At 69.0% G+C, this 19,011-nt stretch carries 19 protein-coding genes; 12 read left to right on the forward strand and 7 right to left on the reverse strand.

Features of this window, described 5'->3' with window-relative positions; translation table 11 throughout:
• Positions 1-13: 13 nt before the first annotated feature.
• The gene (locus HLB44_RS36820; RefSeq protein ID WP_217283807.1) at positions 14-3,961 is read right to left on the reverse strand and encodes an Ig-like domain-containing protein; all 3,948 of its coding nucleotides are present in this window, start codon (positions 3,959-3,961) and stop codon (positions 14-16) included.
• 107 nt (positions 3,962-4,068) lie between these two features.
• Positions 4,069-4,872 (reverse strand): symmetrical bis(5'-nucleosyl)-tetraphosphatase, encoded by an 804-nt coding sequence (locus tag HLB44_RS25535; protein ID WP_173129288.1) that lies wholly within the window; start codon positions 4,870-4,872, stop codon positions 4,069-4,071.
• A 176-nt stretch (positions 4,873-5,048) separates the two neighbouring features.
• Between HLB44_RS25535 and HLB44_RS25540 the strand changes: the two genes are divergently transcribed.
• The 10 genes from HLB44_RS25540 (at position 5,049) to HLB44_RS25585 (ending at position 15,269) form a co-directional block, all read left to right on the forward strand.
• Positions 5,049-6,359, forward strand: a complete 1,311-nt coding sequence (locus HLB44_RS25540; protein ID WP_173129292.1) for a hemolysin family protein — start codon at positions 5,049-5,051, stop codon at positions 6,357-6,359.
• Positions 6,356-7,141 carry a SapC family protein gene (locus tag HLB44_RS25545; RefSeq protein WP_173129296.1) on the forward strand — a complete coding sequence of 262 codons (786 nt, stop codon included), beginning with the start codon at positions 6,356-6,358 and terminating at the stop codon, positions 7,139-7,141. Before HLB44_RS25540 ends, HLB44_RS25545 begins: the two co-directional genes overlap by 4 nt.
• Positions 7,142-7,297: 156 nt before the next feature.
• Positions 7,298-8,365, forward strand: a complete 1,068-nt coding sequence (locus tag HLB44_RS25550; protein WP_173129299.1) for an aromatic ring-hydroxylating dioxygenase subunit alpha — start codon at positions 7,298-7,300, stop codon at positions 8,363-8,365.
• A gap of 8 nt (positions 8,366-8,373) precedes the next feature.
• Entirely contained in the window at positions 8,374-9,144 is a 771-nt protein-coding gene (locus tag HLB44_RS25555) for a GntR family transcriptional regulator (protein ID WP_173129302.1), read from the forward strand.
• Between the two features lie 18 nt (positions 9,145-9,162).
• Positions 9,163-10,209, forward strand: coding sequence for a PDR/VanB family oxidoreductase (locus HLB44_RS25560; RefSeq protein ID WP_173129305.1), 1,047 nt, complete (start codon positions 9,163-9,165; stop codon positions 10,207-10,209).
• Positions 10,210-10,294: 85 nt separating this feature from the next.
• Positions 10,295-11,410 (forward strand): 5-methyltetrahydropteroyltriglutamate--homocysteine S-methyltransferase, encoded by a 1,116-nt coding sequence (locus tag HLB44_RS25565; protein ID WP_173129308.1) that lies wholly within the window; start codon positions 10,295-10,297, stop codon positions 11,408-11,410.
• A gap of 71 nt (positions 11,411-11,481) precedes the next feature.
• Positions 11,482-12,525, forward strand: a complete 1,044-nt coding sequence (locus tag HLB44_RS25570) for a TRAP transporter substrate-binding protein (RefSeq protein ID WP_173129313.1) — start codon at positions 11,482-11,484, stop codon at positions 12,523-12,525.
• A gap of 24 nt (positions 12,526-12,549) precedes the next feature.
• Positions 12,550-13,041 carry a TRAP transporter small permease gene (locus tag HLB44_RS25575; protein WP_173129974.1) on the forward strand — a complete coding sequence of 164 codons (492 nt, stop codon included), beginning with the start codon at positions 12,550-12,552 and terminating at the stop codon, positions 13,039-13,041.
• Positions 13,042-13,126: 85 nt separating this feature from the next.
• Positions 13,127-14,452: a TRAP transporter large permease gene (locus tag HLB44_RS25580; protein ID WP_173129316.1), complete on the forward strand. Its 1,326-nt coding sequence runs from the start codon at positions 13,127-13,129 to the stop codon at positions 14,450-14,452.
• 40 nt (positions 14,453-14,492) lie between these two features.
• Positions 14,493-15,269 (forward strand): enoyl-CoA hydratase-related protein, encoded by a 777-nt coding sequence (locus HLB44_RS25585; RefSeq protein ID WP_173129317.1) that lies wholly within the window; start codon positions 14,493-14,495, stop codon positions 15,267-15,269.
• 89 nt (positions 15,270-15,358) lie between these two features.
• On the opposite strand, the gene HLB44_RS25590 is transcribed toward HLB44_RS25585, so the two are convergent.
• Genes HLB44_RS25590 through HLB44_RS25605 form a run of 4 tightly spaced genes read right to left on the reverse strand, consistent with a single transcriptional unit; the run spans position 15,359 to position 16,951 of the window.
• Positions 15,359-15,568: a hypothetical protein gene (locus HLB44_RS25590; protein ID WP_173129320.1), complete on the reverse strand. Its 210-nt coding sequence runs from the start codon at positions 15,566-15,568 to the stop codon at positions 15,359-15,361.
• On the reverse strand, positions 15,568-15,795 hold the full coding sequence (locus HLB44_RS25595) for an addiction module protein (protein ID WP_173129323.1): 228 nt from the start codon (positions 15,793-15,795) through the stop codon (positions 15,568-15,570). The genes HLB44_RS25590 and HLB44_RS25595 overlap by 1 nt, the downstream gene beginning before the upstream one ends.
• 29 nt (positions 15,796-15,824) lie before the next feature.
• Positions 15,825-16,280 carry a PaaI family thioesterase gene (locus tag HLB44_RS25600; RefSeq protein WP_173129326.1) on the reverse strand — a complete coding sequence of 152 codons (456 nt, stop codon included), beginning with the start codon at positions 16,278-16,280 and terminating at the stop codon, positions 15,825-15,827.
• Positions 16,277-16,951, reverse strand: a complete 675-nt coding sequence (locus tag HLB44_RS25605; protein WP_173129329.1) for a transglutaminase-like domain-containing protein — start codon at positions 16,949-16,951, stop codon at positions 16,277-16,279. The genes HLB44_RS25600 and HLB44_RS25605 overlap by 4 nt, the downstream gene beginning before the upstream one ends.
• 65 nt (positions 16,952-17,016) lie before the next feature.
• On the opposite strand from HLB44_RS25605, the gene HLB44_RS25610 reads away from it, so the two are divergent.
• On the forward strand, positions 17,017-17,721 hold the full coding sequence (locus tag HLB44_RS25610; protein ID WP_173129331.1) for a glutathione S-transferase N-terminal domain-containing protein: 705 nt from the start codon (positions 17,017-17,019) through the stop codon (positions 17,719-17,721).
• On the forward strand, positions 17,718-18,338 hold the full coding sequence (locus HLB44_RS25615; protein WP_173129334.1) for a 2-hydroxychromene-2-carboxylate isomerase: 621 nt from the start codon (positions 17,718-17,720) through the stop codon (positions 18,336-18,338). The genes HLB44_RS25610 and HLB44_RS25615 overlap by 4 nt, the downstream gene beginning before the upstream one ends.
• On the opposite strand, the gene HLB44_RS25620 is transcribed toward HLB44_RS25615, so the two are convergent.
• The gene (locus HLB44_RS25620; protein WP_173129337.1) at positions 18,326-18,994 is read right to left on the reverse strand and encodes a nitroreductase; all 669 of its coding nucleotides are present in this window, start codon (positions 18,992-18,994) and stop codon (positions 18,326-18,328) included. The two genes, HLB44_RS25615 and HLB44_RS25620, sit on opposite strands and share 13 nt — an antisense overlap.
• Between the last annotated feature and the right edge of the window lie 17 nt (positions 18,995-19,011).

The following is a 19,011-nucleotide window of genomic DNA, read 5'->3' on the forward strand; positions in this document are numbered from 1 at the left end:
CGGACCGCGATTCTCACATGTACCCGATCCCGGTCTCCGCCAGACCGACGAGGTCGATGTTGATCGCGTTGAGCTCGGTCTCCGCGGCCAGCACGCCCAGCTCGGCGGGCGTCATGACGCCGTTGTCGAGCAGGCCCCGGTAGAAGGCCATGTCGGCGGCCGGTGGCGCGAAGCCGACGACGTTGGTGTAGAGCAGCCGCACGACATCGGTGTGGCTGGCGTTCGCCCCGATCGCGAAATCGAGCGCCAGCTGCATCAGCGTTTCGTAGTCCATGCCGCCATCGAGCAGCTGCAGGCCGACACCCACATAGGCCATCTCGTAGATCGATTGGGCACCGAACACCGCGCCGAGGATCTTCACCGTGGTGCCGGCGTTGCCGTCGAGATCGATCGCCCAGCGCAGGTCGTCCCACTGGAGCCGCTCGACGCCGTAGAGCAGGTCGCGGCCTTCGCCGCCCGGCTGATCGTGCGCCACGGCCCAGCCGGTTTCCTGCGGGCCGAGGAAGTAGGTCTGCGCGAAGCCGGCCAGGCGCGCGGTGTCGATGCCGTTGCCGCCGTCGAGGATGTCGTCGCCCTCGCGCCCGCGCAGCACGTCGTTGGCGTTGCCGCCATTGAGCGTGTCGGGGCCGGTCGTGCCGCTGAGGCTGTCTGCCGCGGCGCTGCCGTTGATGACGTTGCGCTGAAGCGCGGAGATCGTGTAGCTGCCCGTGCCGGTGTCGAAGTCCGAGGCCGAGACGTAGTAGGTGCCCGTCGCCGACGGCGTGAAGGTGATCTGCGAGTTCAGCCCGACGCCTGAGTCGTCGTCGAAGGCCAGGGCCTGGCCGGCGCCGTTGGACAGCGTCAGGTAGGGATCGTCGAGCTGGTTGGCGACGAGGTCGATCGTGTACTGGACGCCGGCGTTCAGCGTGATCGCGAACATGTCGCTGTCGGTCGGCACGCCGATGTTGCCGGCGACGGCGGCGGCGCCGACATTGACGCGGCCGCTGGTGTTGGTCGCGGCGCGGTAGTCGTCGTCCGGCACCTGCGACGAGATCGTGTACGTGCCCGTGTCTTCGGAATAGTCGAAGGCGGCGAGGTAGTAGTTGCCGCTGACGCTGGGCGTGAAGTACAGCCGCGAGTCCAGCGGCAGCGGGCCGCTGTCGTCGTCGTAGGCAATGAGCTCGACATCGTCGCCGCCGTACAGCGCCATGTACGGATCGACGTTGCTGCTCAGCGGGCTGACCATGTCGAACTGGTAGGTCCGGCCGGCCTCGAGCGGCACGCGGAACAGGTCGCCGTCGTTCGGGGTGTCGATGCGGGCGTTGATCGCGCCGGTGCCGCCGTTGAGCACGCCGCCCGTGTTGACGTCGAGCGGAAAGTCGTCGGTGGACGACGGCACAGCGGTTCTGAAGTTCCAGGCCGTCGAGCCGCTCAGGCCGGCGTATGCATTGCCGGCGCTGTCGCGGAATGCGCCGGCGCCGATGTTGACGTAGAAGGCCGTGTTGCCCGGCAGGTTCTCGCCGGGATCGATCGTCACGCTGGCGCCGCTGATCTGCACCGCCGGGTCGTTGACGCTGATCTCGCGCAACAGCGTGCCGTTGCCCGCGTACAGCAGCACGCTGCCGTTGCCGCGCTGCACCGCTTCGCTGAAGGTCAGCACCAGGTTCGCGGTGACGTTGACCTGGGCCGCATCGTCGGCCGGGGTCACGCTCTGCAGGCGCGGTGCGCCGCTGTCCTGCGTCGCCGTCGTGGCACTCAGCGTGTAGCCGCCGGTGCCGAGGCCGAAGTCGAAGGCGCCCAGGTAGTGCGTGCCGCTCGCGGTCGCGGTGTAGGTGATCAGCGCGGTGGAGCCGCCGCCGCTGTCGTCGTCCAGCGCGATGTAGCTGCTGCCGGGCTGCGGGCTGAGCAGCCCCAGGTAGGGGTCGGCGAGGCCGGTGCTGGTGAGCGTGAAGGTGTAGGTCGTTCCGGCCGCCAGCGTGACCGTGAACAGGTCTTCGTCGAGCACCGATTCGATGACGCCGGTCCGCGCCGGGCCGTTGACGAGCACCTGGGCGGTGGTGTCGAAAGTGAACGGCACGTCGTCGAGCACCGATGCCGGGCTGGTGCGGAAGGTCCACGCGGTCTGCGAGCTGATGCCGGCATAGGCGATGCCCGTCGCATCGCGGAAGGCGCCGGCATCGACCGTGACGCTGAATTCGGTGTCGGCGGCCAGGTCGGCCGGCGGATCGATGAACACGGTGCTGCCGCTGATCGACACCCGGTTGGCATCGGTGGCGGCGATCGTGTGCACGACGTTGCCGCCGCTGCGGATCACGATGTTGCCGCTGCCTGCGACCACCGGCTCGCTGAACTGCATCTGCAGGACGGCCGAGCGCGACAGGTTGGTGGTGTCGTCGGGCGGCGTCAGCCCGGCGAGCTGCGGTGCGCCGGTGTCGGTCGTGCCGGTGCTGAAGTTCCACGTCGTGGTGTTGTTGCCGGTGCCGGCCCACGCGTTGCCGGACGGATCGGTGATCACGCCGGCGCCGATCTGCACGTAGTAGCTCGCGCCGGCCACCAGGTTGAGCGTGGGGTCGATCGTCGCGGTGTTGCCGGTGAAGCTGACCTGCGCGGCATCGGCCACCGAGATGCTGCTGAACAGCGAGCCGTCGGCGTTGAAGATGTTGATGCTGCCCGTGCCCGCTTCGACCGCTTCGTTGAAGCTCAGCATGAGGTTGGCGCCGATGGCGACGCTGCCCGCGTTGTCGGCCGGGCTGAAGCCCTGCAGCACCGGTGCGCTGCTGTCGCCGCCGGGCGCCAGGTCGTTGACCGTGCGCACCGCATCGGCGAACTGGAAGCGTTCGACGCCGCTGATGCGGTCGCTGCCGCTGGCGCCGCCGCTGATCGTGATCAGGCCGGCGGCGACGCTGATCGTGTAGCTGGCGAAGGTGCCTTCGAGCACCGCGGTGTCGTTGCCGCCGCCGCCCTCGATCGTGTCGTTGCCGGCGCCGCCTTGCAGCGTGTCGTCGCCGTCGCCGCCCGTGAGCTCGTCGTTGCCGCCGCCGCCTTCGAGGCGGTTGGCGGCCTCGTTGCCGGTCAGCGTGTCGTTGCCGGCGCCGCCGCGGGCGTTCTCGATCGTCGTGTTGTAGGCGATCGCGATGTTGTTCGTCATGCTGTTCGCAGACGAGAACTGTCCGGCGCGCAGGTCGATGCGGCTGGCGGTGCCCCAGCCGCTCAGGTCCAGCGTGTCGGTGCCGCCCGAGTCGTAGATCGTCAGGATCGGGTTGGCGTTGCGCGCGAAGTCGTAGATCTGGCCGGTGGTGCCGCCGATCGTGCTGCTGAAGCCGTAGACGGTGTTGTCCAGCCGCGTCGTGGTCGAGGCACCGTAGATGCGCTGGATCGCCGCGATGTCGTTGAGCATCGGCGTCTGCGGCGAGTGCACGACGTTGCTGGTGTCGGCCCAGTCGGCCTGCATCACCTCGGCCGAGTAGTTCGGGGCGGCGTAGCGCGGCCCGAAGTACGACATGATCGACAGCACCACGCTGTCCTGGAACGACGACGGCGACCAGTTGCCGTTGCCGTTGTAGTCGCCCATGTGGTTGAGGCCGAGCGCATGCCCGATCTCGTGGATGTAGGTCTGAAAGCCGTACTGGCCGATCGCCGTGGTGACGAGGTCGGCCTCGGTCGAGTTGAACCAGACGCTGCCGACCTGCGGGTAATACGCGTGGGCGTAGCCGATCTCGGTGCTGGTGTAGCCGAACTCGATGTTGGTGGCGCCCGGCGTGCCGGGCATGAAGGTCTGCGTGACCAGCTCGTCCCAGGTCGCCATCGCCAGCGTCATCAGCGCCTGCTGGCTCGGATTGACGGCGCGAAAGCCCGCTGCCTCGCCCTGGCCGGAGATGCCGTTCGAGCTGGTCGGGAAGGCGTAGGTGATCGCATTGCCCGACCACCGATTGCCCCCATTGAGCTGATTGAAAACCTGTTCCTGGCTCCAGTTGGCCGCCATGCTGATCACTCCACCGAGGGGCTCGGATATCGAATGGCGGTCATTGAATCACTTTGGGCGGTGGCTGCGTAGGCACCAAAGGAGCCATTGGTCATATGCCCGGCGGGCTAGTCGCACGGAACCTGAACCAGTTCACGCCGCCCGCCATCGACCCGCACCGCGCTCAGGCGCCCGCCCCAGACGCAGCCGGTGTCCAGCGCCATCAGCTTCGGCTCCATGCGCAGCCCGAGCGTCGACCAGTGGCCGAAGGCGATCGGCGTGTCGGCGCTGCGCCGGCCCGGCACCTCGAACCACGGCCGGAACCCGGGCGGCGCGCCCGCGCTGCCGTCCTTGGTCTTGAATTCGAGCGTGCCGTCGTCGCTGCAGAAGCGGATGCGCGTCAGCACGTTGATGACGAAGCGCCAGCGCTCGGCGCCGCTCAGGCGGTCGTCCCAGCGCAGCGGCTCGTTGCCGTACATCACGCGCAGGAAGCCGGGCAGGTCCGGGCCGCGCAGCAGGTGGCTGACCTCGTCGGCCAGCGCCAGCGTCGTCGCCGCGTCCCATTGCGGCACGACGCCGGCATGCACCAGCAGCCAGCCGTGCGCCGTGTCGGCCAGCGGGCACTGGCGCACCCATTCCAGCCAGGCTTCGCGCTCGGGGCTTTGCAGGATCGGGTCGAGCGTGTCGCTGGCATGCAGCGGGCGCACGTGCTCGGCGGCGGCCAGCAGGTGCAGGTCGTGGTTGCCGAGCAGGCAGGTCGCCGCCGCGCCGAGCCCGCGCAGGCGTTCCAGCGTGGGCAGCGACTGCGGGCCGCGGTTGACCAGATCGCCGAGCACGTGCAGGCGATCGCGTGAGGGCGAGAAGCCGATCTCGGCGAGCAGGCGCTCGAACGCGTCGCAACAGCCTTGCAGGTCGCCGACGAGGTAGTGCATCAGCGCCCGCCCGGCCGCCCGAAGGGCGCTGAGGCCCCCTCGGGGGGAGCGAACGCAGTGAGCAGGGGGCAGGTCACTCGCGGGGAGCAGTCCATGCGGCCGATTCTGCTACGCTCGCGTCCCTCGCCTTTTCAGGGGCGCGCAGCCCGGTACGACCACGGGAACGGCGCCACCGCATGGACGTTGCGCTGCTGGTATTCCTGATTCTGCTGAACGGGCTGTTCGCCATGTCCGAAATGGCCCTCACCGCGTCGCGCAAGGCACGCCTGGCGGTGATGGTCGAGGCCGGCGAGTCCGGCGCCCAGGTGGCGCTGGACCTGCACGACCACCCGACGAAGTTCCTGTCGACGGTGCAGATCGGCATCACGTCGATCGGCGTGCTCAACGGCATCGTCGGTGATGCGGCGTTCTCCAAGCCGCTGGCCGCATGGCTGCAGGCGACGTTTCCGATCGGTCATGCCGTTTCGACGGTCAGCGCCACGGCGCTGGTGGTCGTCATCATCACCTTCCTGACGATCATCTTCGGCGAGCTGGTGCCCAAGCGGCTGGGCCAGATGTACCCCGAGACCGTGGCGCGGCTCGTCGCGCGGCCGATGGAATGGCTGTCGGCGGCGACGCGGCCCTTCGTCTGGCTGCTGTCCATCTGCACCGAGACGACCTTGCGCCTGCTCGGCATCCGCGAGGCGCCGTCGCGCAGCGTCACGGAAGAAGAGATCGCCGCCAGCCTGGAGGAAGGGCTGGAGACCGGCGTCATCGAGGCGCAGGAGCACCAGATGGTGCGCAACGTGTTTCGGCTCGACGAGCGGCAGATCGGCTCGATGATGATTCCGCGCGCCGAAATCACCTGGCTCGACATCCATGCGCCGATGGACGAGCTGTTGGCGCTGATGGCCGAGCACGGCCGCTCGCGCTACCCGGTGTGCCGCGGCGGGCTCGACGATGTCGTCGGCGTCATCGAGGCGCGCTCGATGCTCCAGCCGCTGGCACGCGGCGGGCAGCCCGACATCGGCGCGCTGATGCAGCCGCCGGTGTTCGTGCCGGAGACGCTGTCGGGCATGGAACTGCTGGAGCACTTCCGCAATACCAGCGCCGAGCTGGTGTTCGTCGTCGACGAATACGGCGCGGTGCAGGGCGTGATCTCGGTGCGCGATGTGCTCGAGGCTATCGCCGGCGAGTTCAGCACGCCGAGCGCCGAGGACGCCTGGGCGGTGCAGCGTGCCGACGGCAGCTGGCTGATGGACGGCCTGATCCCGGTGCCCGAGCTGAAGGACCGGCTCGAGCTGAAGGAGTTGCCCGAGGAAGACCGCGGCCGCTACAACACGCTGGCCGGCATGGTGATGCTGCTGCTGGGCCGGCTGCCGCGCACGGCCGATGTGGTGGAATGGGAGGCTTGGCGTTTCGAGGTCGTGGACCTCGACGGCAAACGCGTCGACAAGGTGCTGGTATCCCGCATCGCCCCCTCCGAACAAGGTAGTACGAACTCATGATCAACGAAAACCTGCACAAGAAGCCGGTCGCGCTGGACCGCCAGAAGCACCGCAATCTGAAGCTCGATCGCAATGCGCGCGACATGACGCGCAGCAAGGGCCTGAACGCCTTCTTCATCGCCGCCGGCGAGTTCGCCGAAGCCTGCAAGGACTACCCGATCGTCTGGGTGCCGGCGGGCCAGGATCCGAAGGGCAAGGCGCAGGTGGCGCCGATCGCGGTGTTCGGCCTGACGGCCGGTCAGAACCTGTGCATCGACGCCGCCGACCGCTGGCGCGTGCGCTACGTGCCGGCGATGCTGCGCACCTATCCGTTCGCGATGGCCCGCACCACCGAGACCGAATTGCTGCTGTGCATCGACGAGGAGTGGGTGGGTCTGTCGGAAGAGACGGGCGAGCCGCTGTTCAAGGCCGACGGCAGCCCGACCGAGCTGATCCTCGGCGTGCAGCAGCAGCTCGAGCAGCTCGAAGGCGACATCGAGCGCACGCGCCGCTACGGCGAGATGCTGGTCGAGAAGAAGCTGCTGCGCGAGATGCAGTTCGACGCCACGATGCCCGACGGCAACAAGATCCACGTCAACGGTTTCCTGACCATCGACGACGAGCAGATGACCAAGCTGTCGGATGCCGAGCTGCTGGAGCTGGCCAAGACCGGCCTGCTGGGCATGATCCACGCGCACCAGATCTCGCTGTCGAACATGAACCGCCTGGCCGAGTGGCAACTGGAGCGCGCGGCCGCCGAGGCGCCGATGCCCGACATCAACAAGCCGATCGGCAACGCCTGAGCCTCGCGCGGCCGCTGAAGCGCGGTCGTCGCAACCATCGCCCGCCGCGGGGAAGCCCGCGGCGGGCGATGTGCATTTCGAGTGCGGGTTTTTACCTAGACTGGGGTTTTCGGCTCCAGACAGAATACATGCTGTATACAAACGATGGATTGCAGCATGGCTCAGTTCCCCCTCAATGCCTGGTACGCGGCGGCCTACGACGTCGAGCTGAAGCCCGCTCTGCTGGCCCGCACGATCTGCAATCAGAAGGTCGTCCTCTACAGGAAGACCGACGGCCAGCCGGCCGCTCTCGAAGACGCCTGCTGGCACCGCCTGCTGCCACTGTCGATGGGCCGGCTGGAAGGCGACGAGGTGGTCTGCGGCTACCACGGTCTTGTATTCAATGATGAAGGCCGCTGCACACACATGCCGTCGCAGGAGACGATCAACCCGTCGGCCTGCGTGCGCGCCTACCCGGTGGTCGAGAAACACCGCTTCGTCTGGCTGTGGCCGGGCGACCCGACGCTCGCCGACCCGGCGCTGATCCCCGACTTGCACTGGAACCACGACCCGGCCTGGGCCGGCGACGGCCAGCGCATCTCGGTGCAGTGCGACTACCGGCTGGTGATCGACAACCTGATGGACCTGACGCACGAGACCTTCGTGCATGGCAGCTCGATCGGCGACCGCGCGGTCGCCGAGGCGCCGTTCGTTGCCACGCACGGCGAGCGCTTCGCGACCGTCACGCGCTGGATGGAGAACATCACGCCGCCGCCGTTCTGGGCCGGCCAGATCTTCCAGGGGCGCGGCTACCGCGGGCCGGTCGATCGCTGGCAGATCATCCGCTTCGAGGCGCCGGCGACGGTGGTCATCGATGTCGGCGTCGCGGTCGCCGGCACCGGCGCGCCGCAGGGCGACCGCAGCCAGGGCGTCAACGGCCACGTGCTGAACACGATCACGCCGGAGACCGACACCACCTGCCACTACTTCTGGGCCTTCGCGCGCAACTACTGCCTCGACGAGCAGCGGCTGACGCACGAACTGCGCGAAGGTGTCGCGCGCATCTTCCGCGAGGACGAGACGGTGCTCGAGGCGCAGCAGCGCGCGATCACCGAGCGCCCCGGCTACCGCTTCTACAACCTGAACATCGATGCCGGCGCGATGTGGGCGCGGCGCTTGATCGATGCGCAGATCGCCGCGGAGGCGCCGGCGCTGCGCACGATCCCGCTGCGGCCGGCGGCCTGAGGTCCACGATGGCTGCCACCGTGCACGACCTTCCGCCCACCGAAGATCCCGCCGCCTCGCAGACGGTGCGTGCGCAAGCCCGGCTGCGCGAGCTGATCGTCAGCGGCGAGCTGGCGCCCGGCGCGCGCATTCCCGAGCTCACGCTGGTCGAGCGGCTCGGCGTGTCGCGCACACCGGTGCGCGCCGCGCTGCTGCGCCTGCAGGAAGAAGGCCTGCTCGAGGCCTTGCCCGGCGGCGGCTTCGTCGTGCGCGAATTCGGCGAGGCCGACATCCACGACGCGATCGAGCTGCGCGGCACGCTCGAAGGCCTGGCCGCGCGGCTGGCGGCCGAGCGTGGCTGCGGCGCCGTGGTGCTGGCGGGCCTGCGCGACTGCCTGGACCGCATCGACGAGCTGCTGGCGCGCGAGGCGATCGACGACGAGTCTTTTGCAGGTTATGCGGCGCACAACGGGCGTTTCCACCGCCTGCTCGCCGAAGCCGCGGGCAGCCCGACGATCCGGCGCCAGATCGAGCGCGTGGTGACGCTGCCGTTCGCCTCGCCGAACGGCTTCGTGCGCGTCGGCGCCGGTGCGCCGGCGGCGCGCGACACGCTGGTGATCGCGCAGGCGCAGCACCATGCCGTCGTCGAGGCCATCGTGCAGCGCGAGGGCGCACGTGCCGAGAGCCTCATGCGCGAGCACGCGCGCATCGCTCGCGGCAAGCTCGACGAGGCACTGGCGACGCAGCAGGGGCTGCAGTCGTTGCCCGGCGCCGGCCTGATCCGCCGCGCCGGACGTTGAACGGAATCCAGAGAACCCATGAAGCAATCGACCGACTGGCAATCCGCCCGCATCACGCGCATCACCGCGCTCAGCCCGACGGTGCGCGAATTCGAGATCACGAGCGACGCGCCGTTCGAGCGCTGGACGCCGGGCGCGCATCTGCAGCTGCAGATCCCCGCCCGGCCGGGCGGTGGCGCCGAGACCACCCGTTCGTACTCGCTGGTCGGCCTGCCCGACGCGGGCGTCTACCGCATCGCGGTCAAGCGGCTGGCGGCGAGCCGGGGTGGCTCGAGCGGGCTGCATGCATTGGCGGAGGGCGCGGCGCTGCGCGTGCTGCCGCCGCACAACCACTTCGAGCTGCCGCCCGGCGCGCGGCCGACGCTGCTGATCGCCGGCGGCATCGGCATCACGCCGATGGTCGGCATGGCGCTGGCCCTGGCCGCGCGCGACGCGCCGCTGCGCGTGGTCTACGCCGCGCACAGTGCCGACGAGCTGGTGTACGCCGATCTGCTGCGCAGCGCGCTCGGCGAGCGGTTGGCCAGCTTCGCCGGCGACCGCGGCGAGCGCCTCGACCTCGCCGCCGAGATCGCCGCATTGCCGGCCGATGCGCAGGCGCTGGTGTGCGGCCCCTTGCGCCTGCTGCACGCGGTGCAGGCCGAGTGGGCGGGCGCCGGCCGGCCGGCGGCGCAGTTGCGCTTCGAGACCTTCGGTGCCGGCGGCACGCAGCCGGCGCAGGCGTTTCGCGTCAAGCTGCCGCGCCACGGCCTCGAGCTCGAAGTGCCCGCCGACCGCAGCCTGCTCGACGTGCTCGAAGCCCACGGCGTCGCGGTACTGTCCGATTGCCGCAAGGGCGAGTGCGGGCTGTGCGCGATCGACGTGCTGGCGCAGGAGGGCGAGTGCAGCGTCGACCACCGCGACGTCTTCTTCAGCGCCGCCGAACGGCACGAGAGCCGGCGCCTGTGCGCCTGCGTCTCGCGTGCGGCCGGGCCGGGCGCGACGCTGGTGCTCGACGACGCCTGGCGCGCCGACCCCGCCGGCTCCGAGCTGAAGCCATGCCGCCGCGCGATAGCTGCTATGGGCTGAACATGGGTTTGCCTGCGGGCCGCACCGGGTCGGCAGCTTGGCGGCCGCGCCGCACAATGAATCTCAGCAGGGAAGGATTCCTTCGATGAGCACCCGCAGCACCCCCCCGTTCCGCGCCGACCACGTCGGCAGCTTCCTGCGCCCGAAATACCTGCTCGATGCGCGCGCGCAATTCGCGCAGGGCGAGATCGATGGCGCGCAGCTGCGCGCCGTCGAGGACCGCGCGATCGCCGAGATCGTGAAATTCCAGCAGGACGTCGGCCTGCAGAGCATCACCGACGGCGAGTTCCGCCGCACCTACTTCCACATCGATTTCCTCGAGCAGCTCGGCGGCGTGCACTGCGATGCACCGACGACGATCATCAAGCCCGACGGCAGCGAGGAGCTCGCGCCGCCGGTGATGCGCGTGACGGGCAAGGTGCGCCACGCCAGGGACATCCAGCGCGCCGATTTCGAGTACCTGAAGTCTCAGGTGGCCGCCGGCCGCACGCCCAAGGTGACGATCCCGTCGCCGACGATGCTGCACTTCCGCGGCGGCCGCGCCGGCATCAGCCGCGAGGCCTACCCGGAGCTCGAGCCCGAGTTCTACGACGACGTCGCGCGGGCCTACGGTGACGAGCTGCGTTCGCTGGCCGCCGCCGGCTGCACCTACGTGCAGATGGACGACACCAACATGGCCTACCTCTGCGACGAGCGCATGCGCGAAGCCGCGCGCTCGCGCGGCGACGACCCGAACGAGCTGCCGCACCGCTATGCCAGGTTCATCAACAAGGTGGTGGCCCAGAAGCCCGAGGGCATGACGCTGGCGATGCACCTGTGCCGCGGCAACTTCAAGAGCACGCATGCCGCGGCCGGCAACTACGAGCCGGTGGCCGAGGCGCTGCTGGCCGAGATGCATCTCGACGCGTACTTCATGGAATACGACGACGATCGCTCGGGCGACTTCCGCCCGCTGCGCTTCCTGCCCAAGGGCAAGACCGTCGTGCTCGGGCTGGTGACGACGAAGTTCGGCCAGCTCGAGGACAAGGACGCATTGAAGCGCCGCATCGACGAGGCCGCGCGCTACGCACCGCTCGAGCAGCTGTGCCTGTCGCCGCAATGCGGCTTCTCCAGCACGGTGCACGGCAACAACATCGCCGTCGAGGCGCAGCGGGCGAAGCTGGCGCTGGTGGTCGAGACCGCGCACGAGGTCTGGGGCTGAGCGTTTCCACCCATGGCGCCGCCGCGCTCGCGTCGCAACAGTTGTTTGCTCAAGAACGAAGGAGACGTCGCATGAACAAGATGATCCGCCGCTCGCTCGCCCGCCTTCCCGTGGTGGCTGCCGGTCTGGCGCTTGCCGGCGCCGCGCAGGCGCAGGAGGTGACGCTGAAGTTCCACCACATCTGGAACACGCAGGCGATGGCCTCGGTGCAGCTGATCACGCCGTGGTGCGACAAGATCGCCAAGGAGTCCGCGGGCAAGATGAAGTGCCAGGTCTTCCCGGCGATGTCGATGGGCGGCACGCCGCCGCAACTGGTCGACCAGGTCAAGGATGGCGTGGCCGACCTCGTGATCACGCTGCCGGGCTACACCGCCGGCCGCTTCCCGGCGTTGGAGGTCTTCGAGCTGCCGTTCATGACCAATTCGGCCGAGGTCGGCGCCCGCGCCGCCTGGGACTACCTGCAGAAGTACGCGTTGAAGGAGTTCCCCGGCACCAAGATCCTGGCGATCTGGGTGCACGACGAAGGCTACGTGCACACGCGCGAGAAGCCGGTCAAGACGCTGGCCGACTTCAAGGGCCTGAAGATGCGCGCGCCGACGCGGCAGACCAACAAGCTGCTGGCCGCGCTCGGCGCCTCGCCCGTCGGCATGCCGCTGCCGGCGATCGTCGATGCGGTCAGCAAGGGCACGATCGATGGCTTCCTGCTGCCGTGGGAGGTGATGCCCTCGCTGAAGCTGCACGAGATGGTCAAGTACCACAGCGAGACCGATCCGACGCGCCCGGCGCTGTACAGCGCGGTGTTCGTCTTCGCGATGAACCAGGCCAAGTACGACAGCCTGCCGGCGGAGCTGAAGAAGGTGGTCGACGCCAACAGCGGCGCCGCGTTCTCGCAGGACATCGGCAAGATCTGGGACGCCAGCCAGGCGGTCGGCCGCAAGCTGGCGCAGGACCGCGGCAACAGCTTCTACATGATCCCGGCGTCCGAGCTGCAGAACTGGGTGCAGGCGTCGCAGCCGCTGTACCGCGACTTCGTCGCCGACATGGACAAGAAGGGGCTGCCGGGCCAGCAGATGCTGCAGGACGCGCGCGAGCTGCTGACCAAGTACAAGAAGTAAGGCGCGGGCCGCGTCGTGCAGTTCATGCTGGTGCCGCTGGCGCGGCGTTTTGCGCTCGCGGGCGGCGCGGTCGCGAGCGGGCTGGCCATCATGACGGTGGTCAGCATCGCCGGCCGTGCGTTGTGGTCGGTGCCGATCCCCGGTGACGTCGAGCTGATGCAGATGGGCATCGCGTTGTGCATCTCGCTGTGCCTGCCGTGGTGCCAGCTGCATGGCTCGAACATCATCGTCGACTTCTTCACCCAGGCGCTGCCGCAGCGCGCCACGCGCGCGCTCGACGGCATCGGCGCGTTGTTGCTGGCGCTGATGTGCGCGCTGCTGTCGCTGCGCACTGCTGCCGGCGCGATCGCGGTGCACGCGGCCGACGAGCAGACGATGATCATCGGCCTGCCGATGTGGTGGGCCTACGCGATGCTGGCGCCGGGGCTCGGGTTGACGGCCGTGATCGGCGTCTGGCAGGCGCTGCGGCTGTTGCGCGGCCTGCCGGCGATTCCGGAAGCGGAGCCGGCGCGATGAGGCGGGCCGAGCGCCGGGCCGCTCCCAAGCCGGCCCGCATCCCCTCGGGGGATCGGCCGCGGTACTCCGCGGACGAGGGGCAGACATGAACCCCACCGCCATCGGCCTGCTGATGTTCGCGGCGATGCTCGGCCTGATGGCCGTGCGCATCCCGATCGCCGCGGCGATGTTCATTCCCGGCGCGCTCGGCTACTGGGCGCTGGCCAACGACATGGCGCTGCTGAACCTGATGAAGGGCAGCGCCGTCGCCCGGCTGACGGTGTACGACCTGTCGGTGATCCCGCTGTTCCTGCTGATGGGCCAGTTCGCGACGCAGGGCGGCTTGTCGCGTGCGCTGTTCCAGGCGGCGGCAGCATTCGTCGGGCACATCCGCGGCGGGCTGGCGATGGCATCGGTCTTGTCGGCCGCGGCCTTCGGCGCCGTCTGCGGCTCGTCGGTCGCCACCTCGGCGACGATCACGCAGGTGGCCTATCCCGAGATGAAGGCCCACGGCTACCAGGGGCGCCTGACGACTGCCGCGCTGGCCAGCGCCGGCACGCTGGGCATCCTGATCCCGCCCTCGGTGCCACTGGTGGTCTACGCGATCCTCACCGAGCAGAACGTCGCCAAGCTGTTCGCCGCGGCGATGCTGCCAGGGCTGATCGCGACCTTCGGCTACATCGTCGTGATCGGCATCCTGTGCCGCCTGAAGCCCGAGCTGGCGCCGCCGAGCGAACCGGTGCCCTGGCGCGACCGCTGGCACGCACTGCTCGGCGTGTGGCCGATCGCGGTGATCTTCGTGGTCGTCTTCGGCGGCATCTACCGCGGGGTGTTCTCGCCCACCGAGGGCGCGGCGGTCGGAGCGGTCGGCACCTTCATCGCGGCGCTGGCACGGCGCGAGCTGACGCTGGTCGGCATCCAGCGCAGTTTCCTCGGCACTGCGGAGACCTCGGCGATGGTCTTCATGATCTTCCTCGGTGCCGACATGATGAACTCGGCGCTCGCGCTGACGCAGATGCCCGCGCGCCTGGCCGACTGGGTCGGCCACCTGCAGGTCGCGCCGCTGGCGATCGTCGGCGCGGTGCTGTTCGGCTACATCGTGCTCGGCTGCGTGATGGACGAGCTGTCGATGATGCTGCTGACGATTCCGGTGATCTTTCCGGCCATCATGAGCCTCGACCTGTTCGGCCTGCAGCCCGAGGCCAAGGCGATCTGGTTCGGCATCCTGGTGTTGATGACGGTGGGCATCGGGCTGACCGCGCCGCCGGTGGGGCTGAACGTCTACGTCGTCAACAGCATCGCGCGCGACGTGCCGATGAGCGAGACCTACAAGGGCGTGTTCCCCTTCCTCGCCACCGACGTGGTGCGCATGCTGCTGCTGCTGTTCTTCCCGGCGCTGACGCTGTCGTTCGTGGAGCTGTTCTTCAAGTAGTCGGAGTAGGCTTGCGGCGATTGAACCGAAGGAGACCCCGATGTCCGAAGCATTGATCCTCGCCGCGACCGAAGGCCCGGTACGCACGCTGACCCTGAACCGGCCCGCCGCGCTGAACAGCTTCACCGCCGCGATGCACGCCGAGCTGCGTGCGGCACTCGCCGAGGCCGCCGCCGACGACTCGGTGCGCTGCCTGGTGCTGACCGGCGCCGGCCGCGGTTTCTGCGCCGGCCAGGATCTCAACGACAGCGAGATGGCAGGTGACGTCGAGGGCGTCGTCGAGCGCCACTACAAGCCGCTGGCGCTGACGATCCGCAGCTTCCCGGTGCCGGTGATTGCGATGGTCAACGGCGTCGCTGCCGGCGCCGGCGCGAATTTGGCGCTCGGCTGCGACTTCGTGATCGCCGCCCGCTCGGCGAGCTTCATCCAGGCCTTCAGCAAGATTGCGCTGGTGCCCGATTGCGGCGGCACCTGGCTGCTGCCGCGGCTCGTCGGCCGCGCCCGCGCGCTCGGCCTGGCGATGACCGGCGACAAGCTGCCCGCCGAGGAAGCCGAGCGCATCGGCATGATCTGGCGCTGCGTCGACGACGCGGCATTGCTCGACAGCACGCAGTCGCTGGCGGCCAAGCTCGCCGCGCTGCCGTCGAAGGCGCTGGCCGAGACGCGGCGGCTGATCGACTCCGCAGCGCCGATGGACTTCGCGCTGGCGCTCGGCCAGGAGGCGAAAGTGCAGGGCGCGATGAGCCGGGCGCCCGATTTCGCCGAGGGTGTCGGCGCGTTCCTGCAGAAGCGCGCGGCGGTGTTCAAGGACCGCTGAGCTTAGTCAGGCGCGCTTGAAGAACTGGCCCCCGGCTCTCGGGCCGTGTGGGCGACCGCGACGATCAGTACGCTCTCGTCGCGCACGGCCTAGAGCATGCGGAAAGGGAAACCGCGCAGGAGGTACGCCCTGATGTCGCGTTCGACCAAGCGAAACGAATCGGGCCTGCGGGCAATGAGTTGCTCGGCTTCTTCGATGGCACGAATGAAGCGTTCTCCCAACCCCGGCGCAGCGGCCTCGTAGCGGTCCACCTGCGCGAGGTACTCGGCCTTGGCCGGCGGAAGGTAGCAAACTTGCATCAGCGCAGACGGGATCGCGCCGCGCGATGGACCTCGTCTGCGGGCTCGGCGGTCACCTCGCCGCGGTCGTAGGCACCGAGGCGCTCGCGTGCGACCACGTTCCACTGCTGGTCGACCGCTTCGCTGGGCTCGCCATCGAGTGATCGCAACAGGTCGAGCGCGAGTTGCGCTCGCTCATCGGCGTCGAGTTGCCGCGCTTCGCGTTTCAGGTCAAGCAGATTCGCCATCGGTGAAGCATACGCGCTCGGCGTGAGGCTCAGGTCGCCGGCTCCGGCCGCTTCGGCGCCTCGGGCCCGATCTTGAACAGGCCGCTGATGCGCAGGCAGGGCACGCCGTCGGCGGTGGCCAGGCCTTGTGCGAAGACCATGTTGCGGGTCGTGCGCAGCACCTGCGCCTCGCCTTGCACCCAGGCGCCGAGCGGCGCCGGCGCGAGGTAGTCGATCTGCAGGCCGATCGTCGGCAGGAAGCGGAAGCCGATCTCGCTCTTGCGGTGCACCGTCACCGGCAGCAGCATGTCGGCGAAGGTCGCGAGCATGCCGCCGTGGCAGATCTTCAGCGGGTTGGTGTGGCGCGGCTCGACACGAAAGCCCAGCAGCACCTGGTCGCCCTCGTGCTTCAGGTACAGCGGGCCGTTGTGGCGGATGAAGTCGCCGCCGATCGGCAGCGGCGCGAAGCCGGCGGGCAGGTCGAGGGGGAAGGTCTCTTGGGTCATGGGGTGGTCGGGTTCTCGCGCGCCACTTCGGCCAGGAAGTCGGCACGCTGCATCGTCTCGGCCTGCGACATCCAGGCCGGGTACAGGCGCTGGAAGTCGGCGACGATCCGGTCGAGCGGCATGTCGTCGAAGCTGCCGCGCTGGTGCACGTATTCCATGTGCCGGTTGCCGGCGCGGTCGAACGGGTGGTAGATCGAATCATCGCGGCCGTTGAATTCGAGCGGCAGCAGCCCGAAGCGATCGCACAGCGACAGGTTGAAGGCCGGCGTCGCCTTGCGCCAGGCACCGTCGAGCCAGATCTCGGTGTAGCCGTGCCAGTGGAACAGGTCGGTCTGCATGGTCTGGCGCATGCGCTCGGTGGACAGGTGGTTGCGCACGTCGGCGAAGCCCAGCCGCGCCGGAATGTCGAGCGCGCGGCAGCTGGCGGCCAGCAGCGCGGCCTTGGTCACGCACCAGCCGTGGCCGCGCGCGAGAACGCCGCTCGCGCGCATGCCGGCGACGCTCAGGTCGACCTGATACGGGTCGTAGCGGAAGCCGTCGCGCACGGCGTAGTACAGCGCCACCGCGCGCGACGTGTCATCGTTGCCGACGCCGTGGTCGGCGGCGAACGCGGTGACGGCGGGATGATCGCTGTCGATCAGCGCGGTCGCTGTCAGCGTGCTGGGTCTCATTCGTGACTCCTGAAGTCCGAGTTTGCGGCTACCCTGGTCGGCTCGCTGTCACCGGGGTGCCATTCGTGATTCACTTGTACTACTGGCCCACGCCGAACGGCTGGAAGGTCTCCATCGCGCTCGAGGAGCTGGGCCTGCCGTACACATTGAAGGCCGTCAACATCGGCCGCGGCGAGCAGTTCACGCCCGAGTTCACGCGCCTGAGTCCGAACCAGCGCATGCCGGCGATCGTCGACCAGGCGCCGGCCGACGGCGGGGCGCCGCTGTCGCTGTTCGAAAGCGGCGCAATCCTGATCTACCTCGCCGAGAAGAGCGGCCGGCTGCTGCCTGCGGACCTGCGCGGCCGCCATGCGGTGCTGCCGTGGCTGATGTGGCAGATGGGGGGCTTGGGGCCGATGCTCGGTCAACATGGTCACTTCCGACTCTACGCCGCCGAGAAGATTCCATACGCCATCGAACGGTATGAACGCGAGACGCGCCGCCTCTACGACGTGCTCGATGCGCAGCTGGCGCAAGGCGAGTACGTGGCCGGCGACTATTCGATCGCCGACATCGCGATCTTTCCGTGGATCATCACGCACAAGGCGCAGGGCTTGACGCTCGACGACTGGCCGCACGTGAAGCGCTGGTTCGCGCAGGTGCGCGAACGCCCGGCGGTGCAGCGCGGCACGGCGCTCGGCAAGGAAATGCGCAAGAGCGCGATGGACGACGAGGCGCGGCGCCACCTGTTCGGCGCCGCGGGAACGGTGGCCCAGGAGACACGCCAATGATCGAATTCTTCTTCGACTGCTCGAGCCCGTGGACCTGGCTCGCCTTCCACAACCTGCAGCCGCTGGCCGCCGAGCTCGGCGTCAAGGTGCAATGGAAGCCGGTGCTGGTCGGCGGCATCTTCAACGCGGTGAACCCGAGCGTCTACGAGTTCCGCGAGAAGGGCGCGCCCGCCAAGCAGGCCTACCTGAAGAAGGACCTGCAGGACTGGGCGCACCACAGCGGGCTGTCGATCGTCTTTCCGCCGAAGATCTTCCCGGTCAACAGCGTCAAGGCAATGCGCGGCTGCTGCTGGCTGCTGGCCAGCGGCGGCGAGCAGGCGATGCTGCCGTTCGCGCGAGCGGTGTTCGAGGCCTACTGGACGCGTGAGGAAGACATCGCGCAGGACAGCGTGCTCGCTGCGCTGTGCGAGCGCTGCGGCATCGACGCCCCGGCCTTCCTCGAAGCCATCGGCTCGCCGCAGATCAAGGCGCAATTGAAGGCCAACACCGACGAGGTGATCGAGCGCGGCGGCTTCGGCTCGCCGACGATCTTCGTCGGCGGCAACGACATGTACTTCGGCAACGACCGGCTGCCGCTGGTGCGCGAGGCGGTGCTGAGCAAGCTTCAGGCGCCGTGAAAGCGTGCGAATTCTTCCAGCGAGGCGCGACGTGAGACGAGCGCGTTGACCGGATGCGCCGGGTTGCGGCGCCCGATCGCCATGCCGCAGAACAGCATGCGCTCGGGCGGCAGGGCGATGAAATCGCCCACCGTGCGCGGATACGCTGCCCAGCATTCCTGCGGGCAGCTGTCCCAGCCTTCCTCGCGCAGCAGCAGCATCACCGATTGCAGGAACATGCCGAGGTCCGACCACTGCGGCGGCCCCATCCTCCGGTCGACCGAGCAGAACAGCGCCATCGGTGCGCCGAAGAACTGATAGTTGCGCGCAAACCAGGCGCGCCGCGCCGCCTTGTCCTCGCGCGGGATGCCCATCAGCGCGTACATGTCCTCGCCGACCTGGAAGCGGTAGTCGCGGTAGGGCGCGACGAGCTCCTTCGGATAGACGTCGTAGTCGCTCGGCTCGGCCTCGCCGGATTCGAAGCGGCCCTGCATCCGCAGCTTCAATGCCGCCAGCGGCTCGCCGGCCAGCACGTCGACATGCCAGGGCTGCAGGTTGCCGCCCGAGGGCGCGCGCGACGCGGCAGCCAGCACGCGGCGAATCAGCGCCGGTGGCACCGGCTCGGGCAGGAAGTCGCGGATCGAGAGGCGGGTGGCAAGCGCTTCGGCGACGGACATCGGGACTCCTCGGGTCG

Origin of the sequence: Pseudaquabacterium terrae (genome assembly GCF_013266755.1) — a bacterium.
GTDB lineage: Bacteria > Pseudomonadota > Gammaproteobacteria > Burkholderiales > Burkholderiaceae_C > Pseudaquabacterium > Pseudaquabacterium terrae.

What these genes read in the sequence shown, in the direction of transcription:
- HLB44_RS25555 (WP_173129302.1), top strand. Translation starts at nt 8,374, where the DNA reads ATGGCTGCCACCGTGCACGACCTTCCGCCCACCGAAGATCCCGCCGCC.
- HLB44_RS25565 (WP_173129308.1), top strand. Translation starts at nt 10,295, where the DNA reads ATGAGCACCCGCAGCACCCCCCCGTTCCGCGCCGACCACGTCGGCAGC.
- HLB44_RS25620 (WP_173129337.1), bottom strand. Translation starts at nt 18,994, where the DNA reads ATGTCCGTCGCCGAAGCGCTTGCCACCCGCCTCTCGATCCGCGACTTC.
- HLB44_RS36820 (WP_217283807.1), bottom strand. Translation starts at nt 3,961, where the DNA reads ATGGCGGCCAACTGGAGCCAGGAACAGGTTTTCAATCAGCTCAATGGG.
- HLB44_RS25605 (WP_173129329.1), bottom strand. Translation starts at nt 16,951, where the DNA reads ATGAGACCCAGCACGCTGACAGCGACCGCGCTGATCGACAGCGATCAT.
- HLB44_RS25540 (WP_173129292.1), top strand. Translation starts at nt 5,049, where the DNA reads ATGGACGTTGCGCTGCTGGTATTCCTGATTCTGCTGAACGGGCTGTTC.
- HLB44_RS25580 (WP_173129316.1), top strand. Translation starts at nt 13,127, where the DNA reads ATGAACCCCACCGCCATCGGCCTGCTGATGTTCGCGGCGATGCTCGGC.
- HLB44_RS25585 (WP_173129317.1), top strand. Translation starts at nt 14,493, where the DNA reads ATGTCCGAAGCATTGATCCTCGCCGCGACCGAAGGCCCGGTACGCACG.
- HLB44_RS25615 (WP_173129334.1), top strand. Translation starts at nt 17,718, where the DNA reads ATGATCGAATTCTTCTTCGACTGCTCGAGCCCGTGGACCTGGCTCGCC.
- HLB44_RS25590 (WP_173129320.1), bottom strand. Translation starts at nt 15,568, where the DNA reads ATGCAAGTTTGCTACCTTCCGCCGGCCAAGGCCGAGTACCTCGCGCAG.
- HLB44_RS25595 (WP_173129323.1), bottom strand. Translation starts at nt 15,795, where the DNA reads ATGGCGAATCTGCTTGACCTGAAACGCGAAGCGCGGCAACTCGACGCC.
- HLB44_RS25545 (WP_173129296.1), top strand. Translation starts at nt 6,356, where the DNA reads ATGATCAACGAAAACCTGCACAAGAAGCCGGTCGCGCTGGACCGCCAG.
- HLB44_RS25550 (WP_173129299.1), top strand. Translation starts at nt 7,298, where the DNA reads ATGGCTCAGTTCCCCCTCAATGCCTGGTACGCGGCGGCCTACGACGTC.
- HLB44_RS25535 (WP_173129288.1), bottom strand. Translation starts at nt 4,872, where the DNA reads ATGCACTACCTCGTCGGCGACCTGCAAGGCTGTTGCGACGCGTTCGAG.
- HLB44_RS25600 (WP_173129326.1), bottom strand. Translation starts at nt 16,280, where the DNA reads ATGACCCAAGAGACCTTCCCCCTCGACCTGCCCGCCGGCTTCGCGCCG.
- HLB44_RS25560 (WP_173129305.1), top strand. Translation starts at nt 9,163, where the DNA reads ATGAAGCAATCGACCGACTGGCAATCCGCCCGCATCACGCGCATCACC.
- HLB44_RS25570 (WP_173129313.1), top strand. Translation starts at nt 11,482, where the DNA reads ATGAACAAGATGATCCGCCGCTCGCTCGCCCGCCTTCCCGTGGTGGCT.
- HLB44_RS25575 (WP_173129974.1), top strand. Translation starts at nt 12,550, where the DNA reads ATGCTGGTGCCGCTGGCGCGGCGTTTTGCGCTCGCGGGCGGCGCGGTC.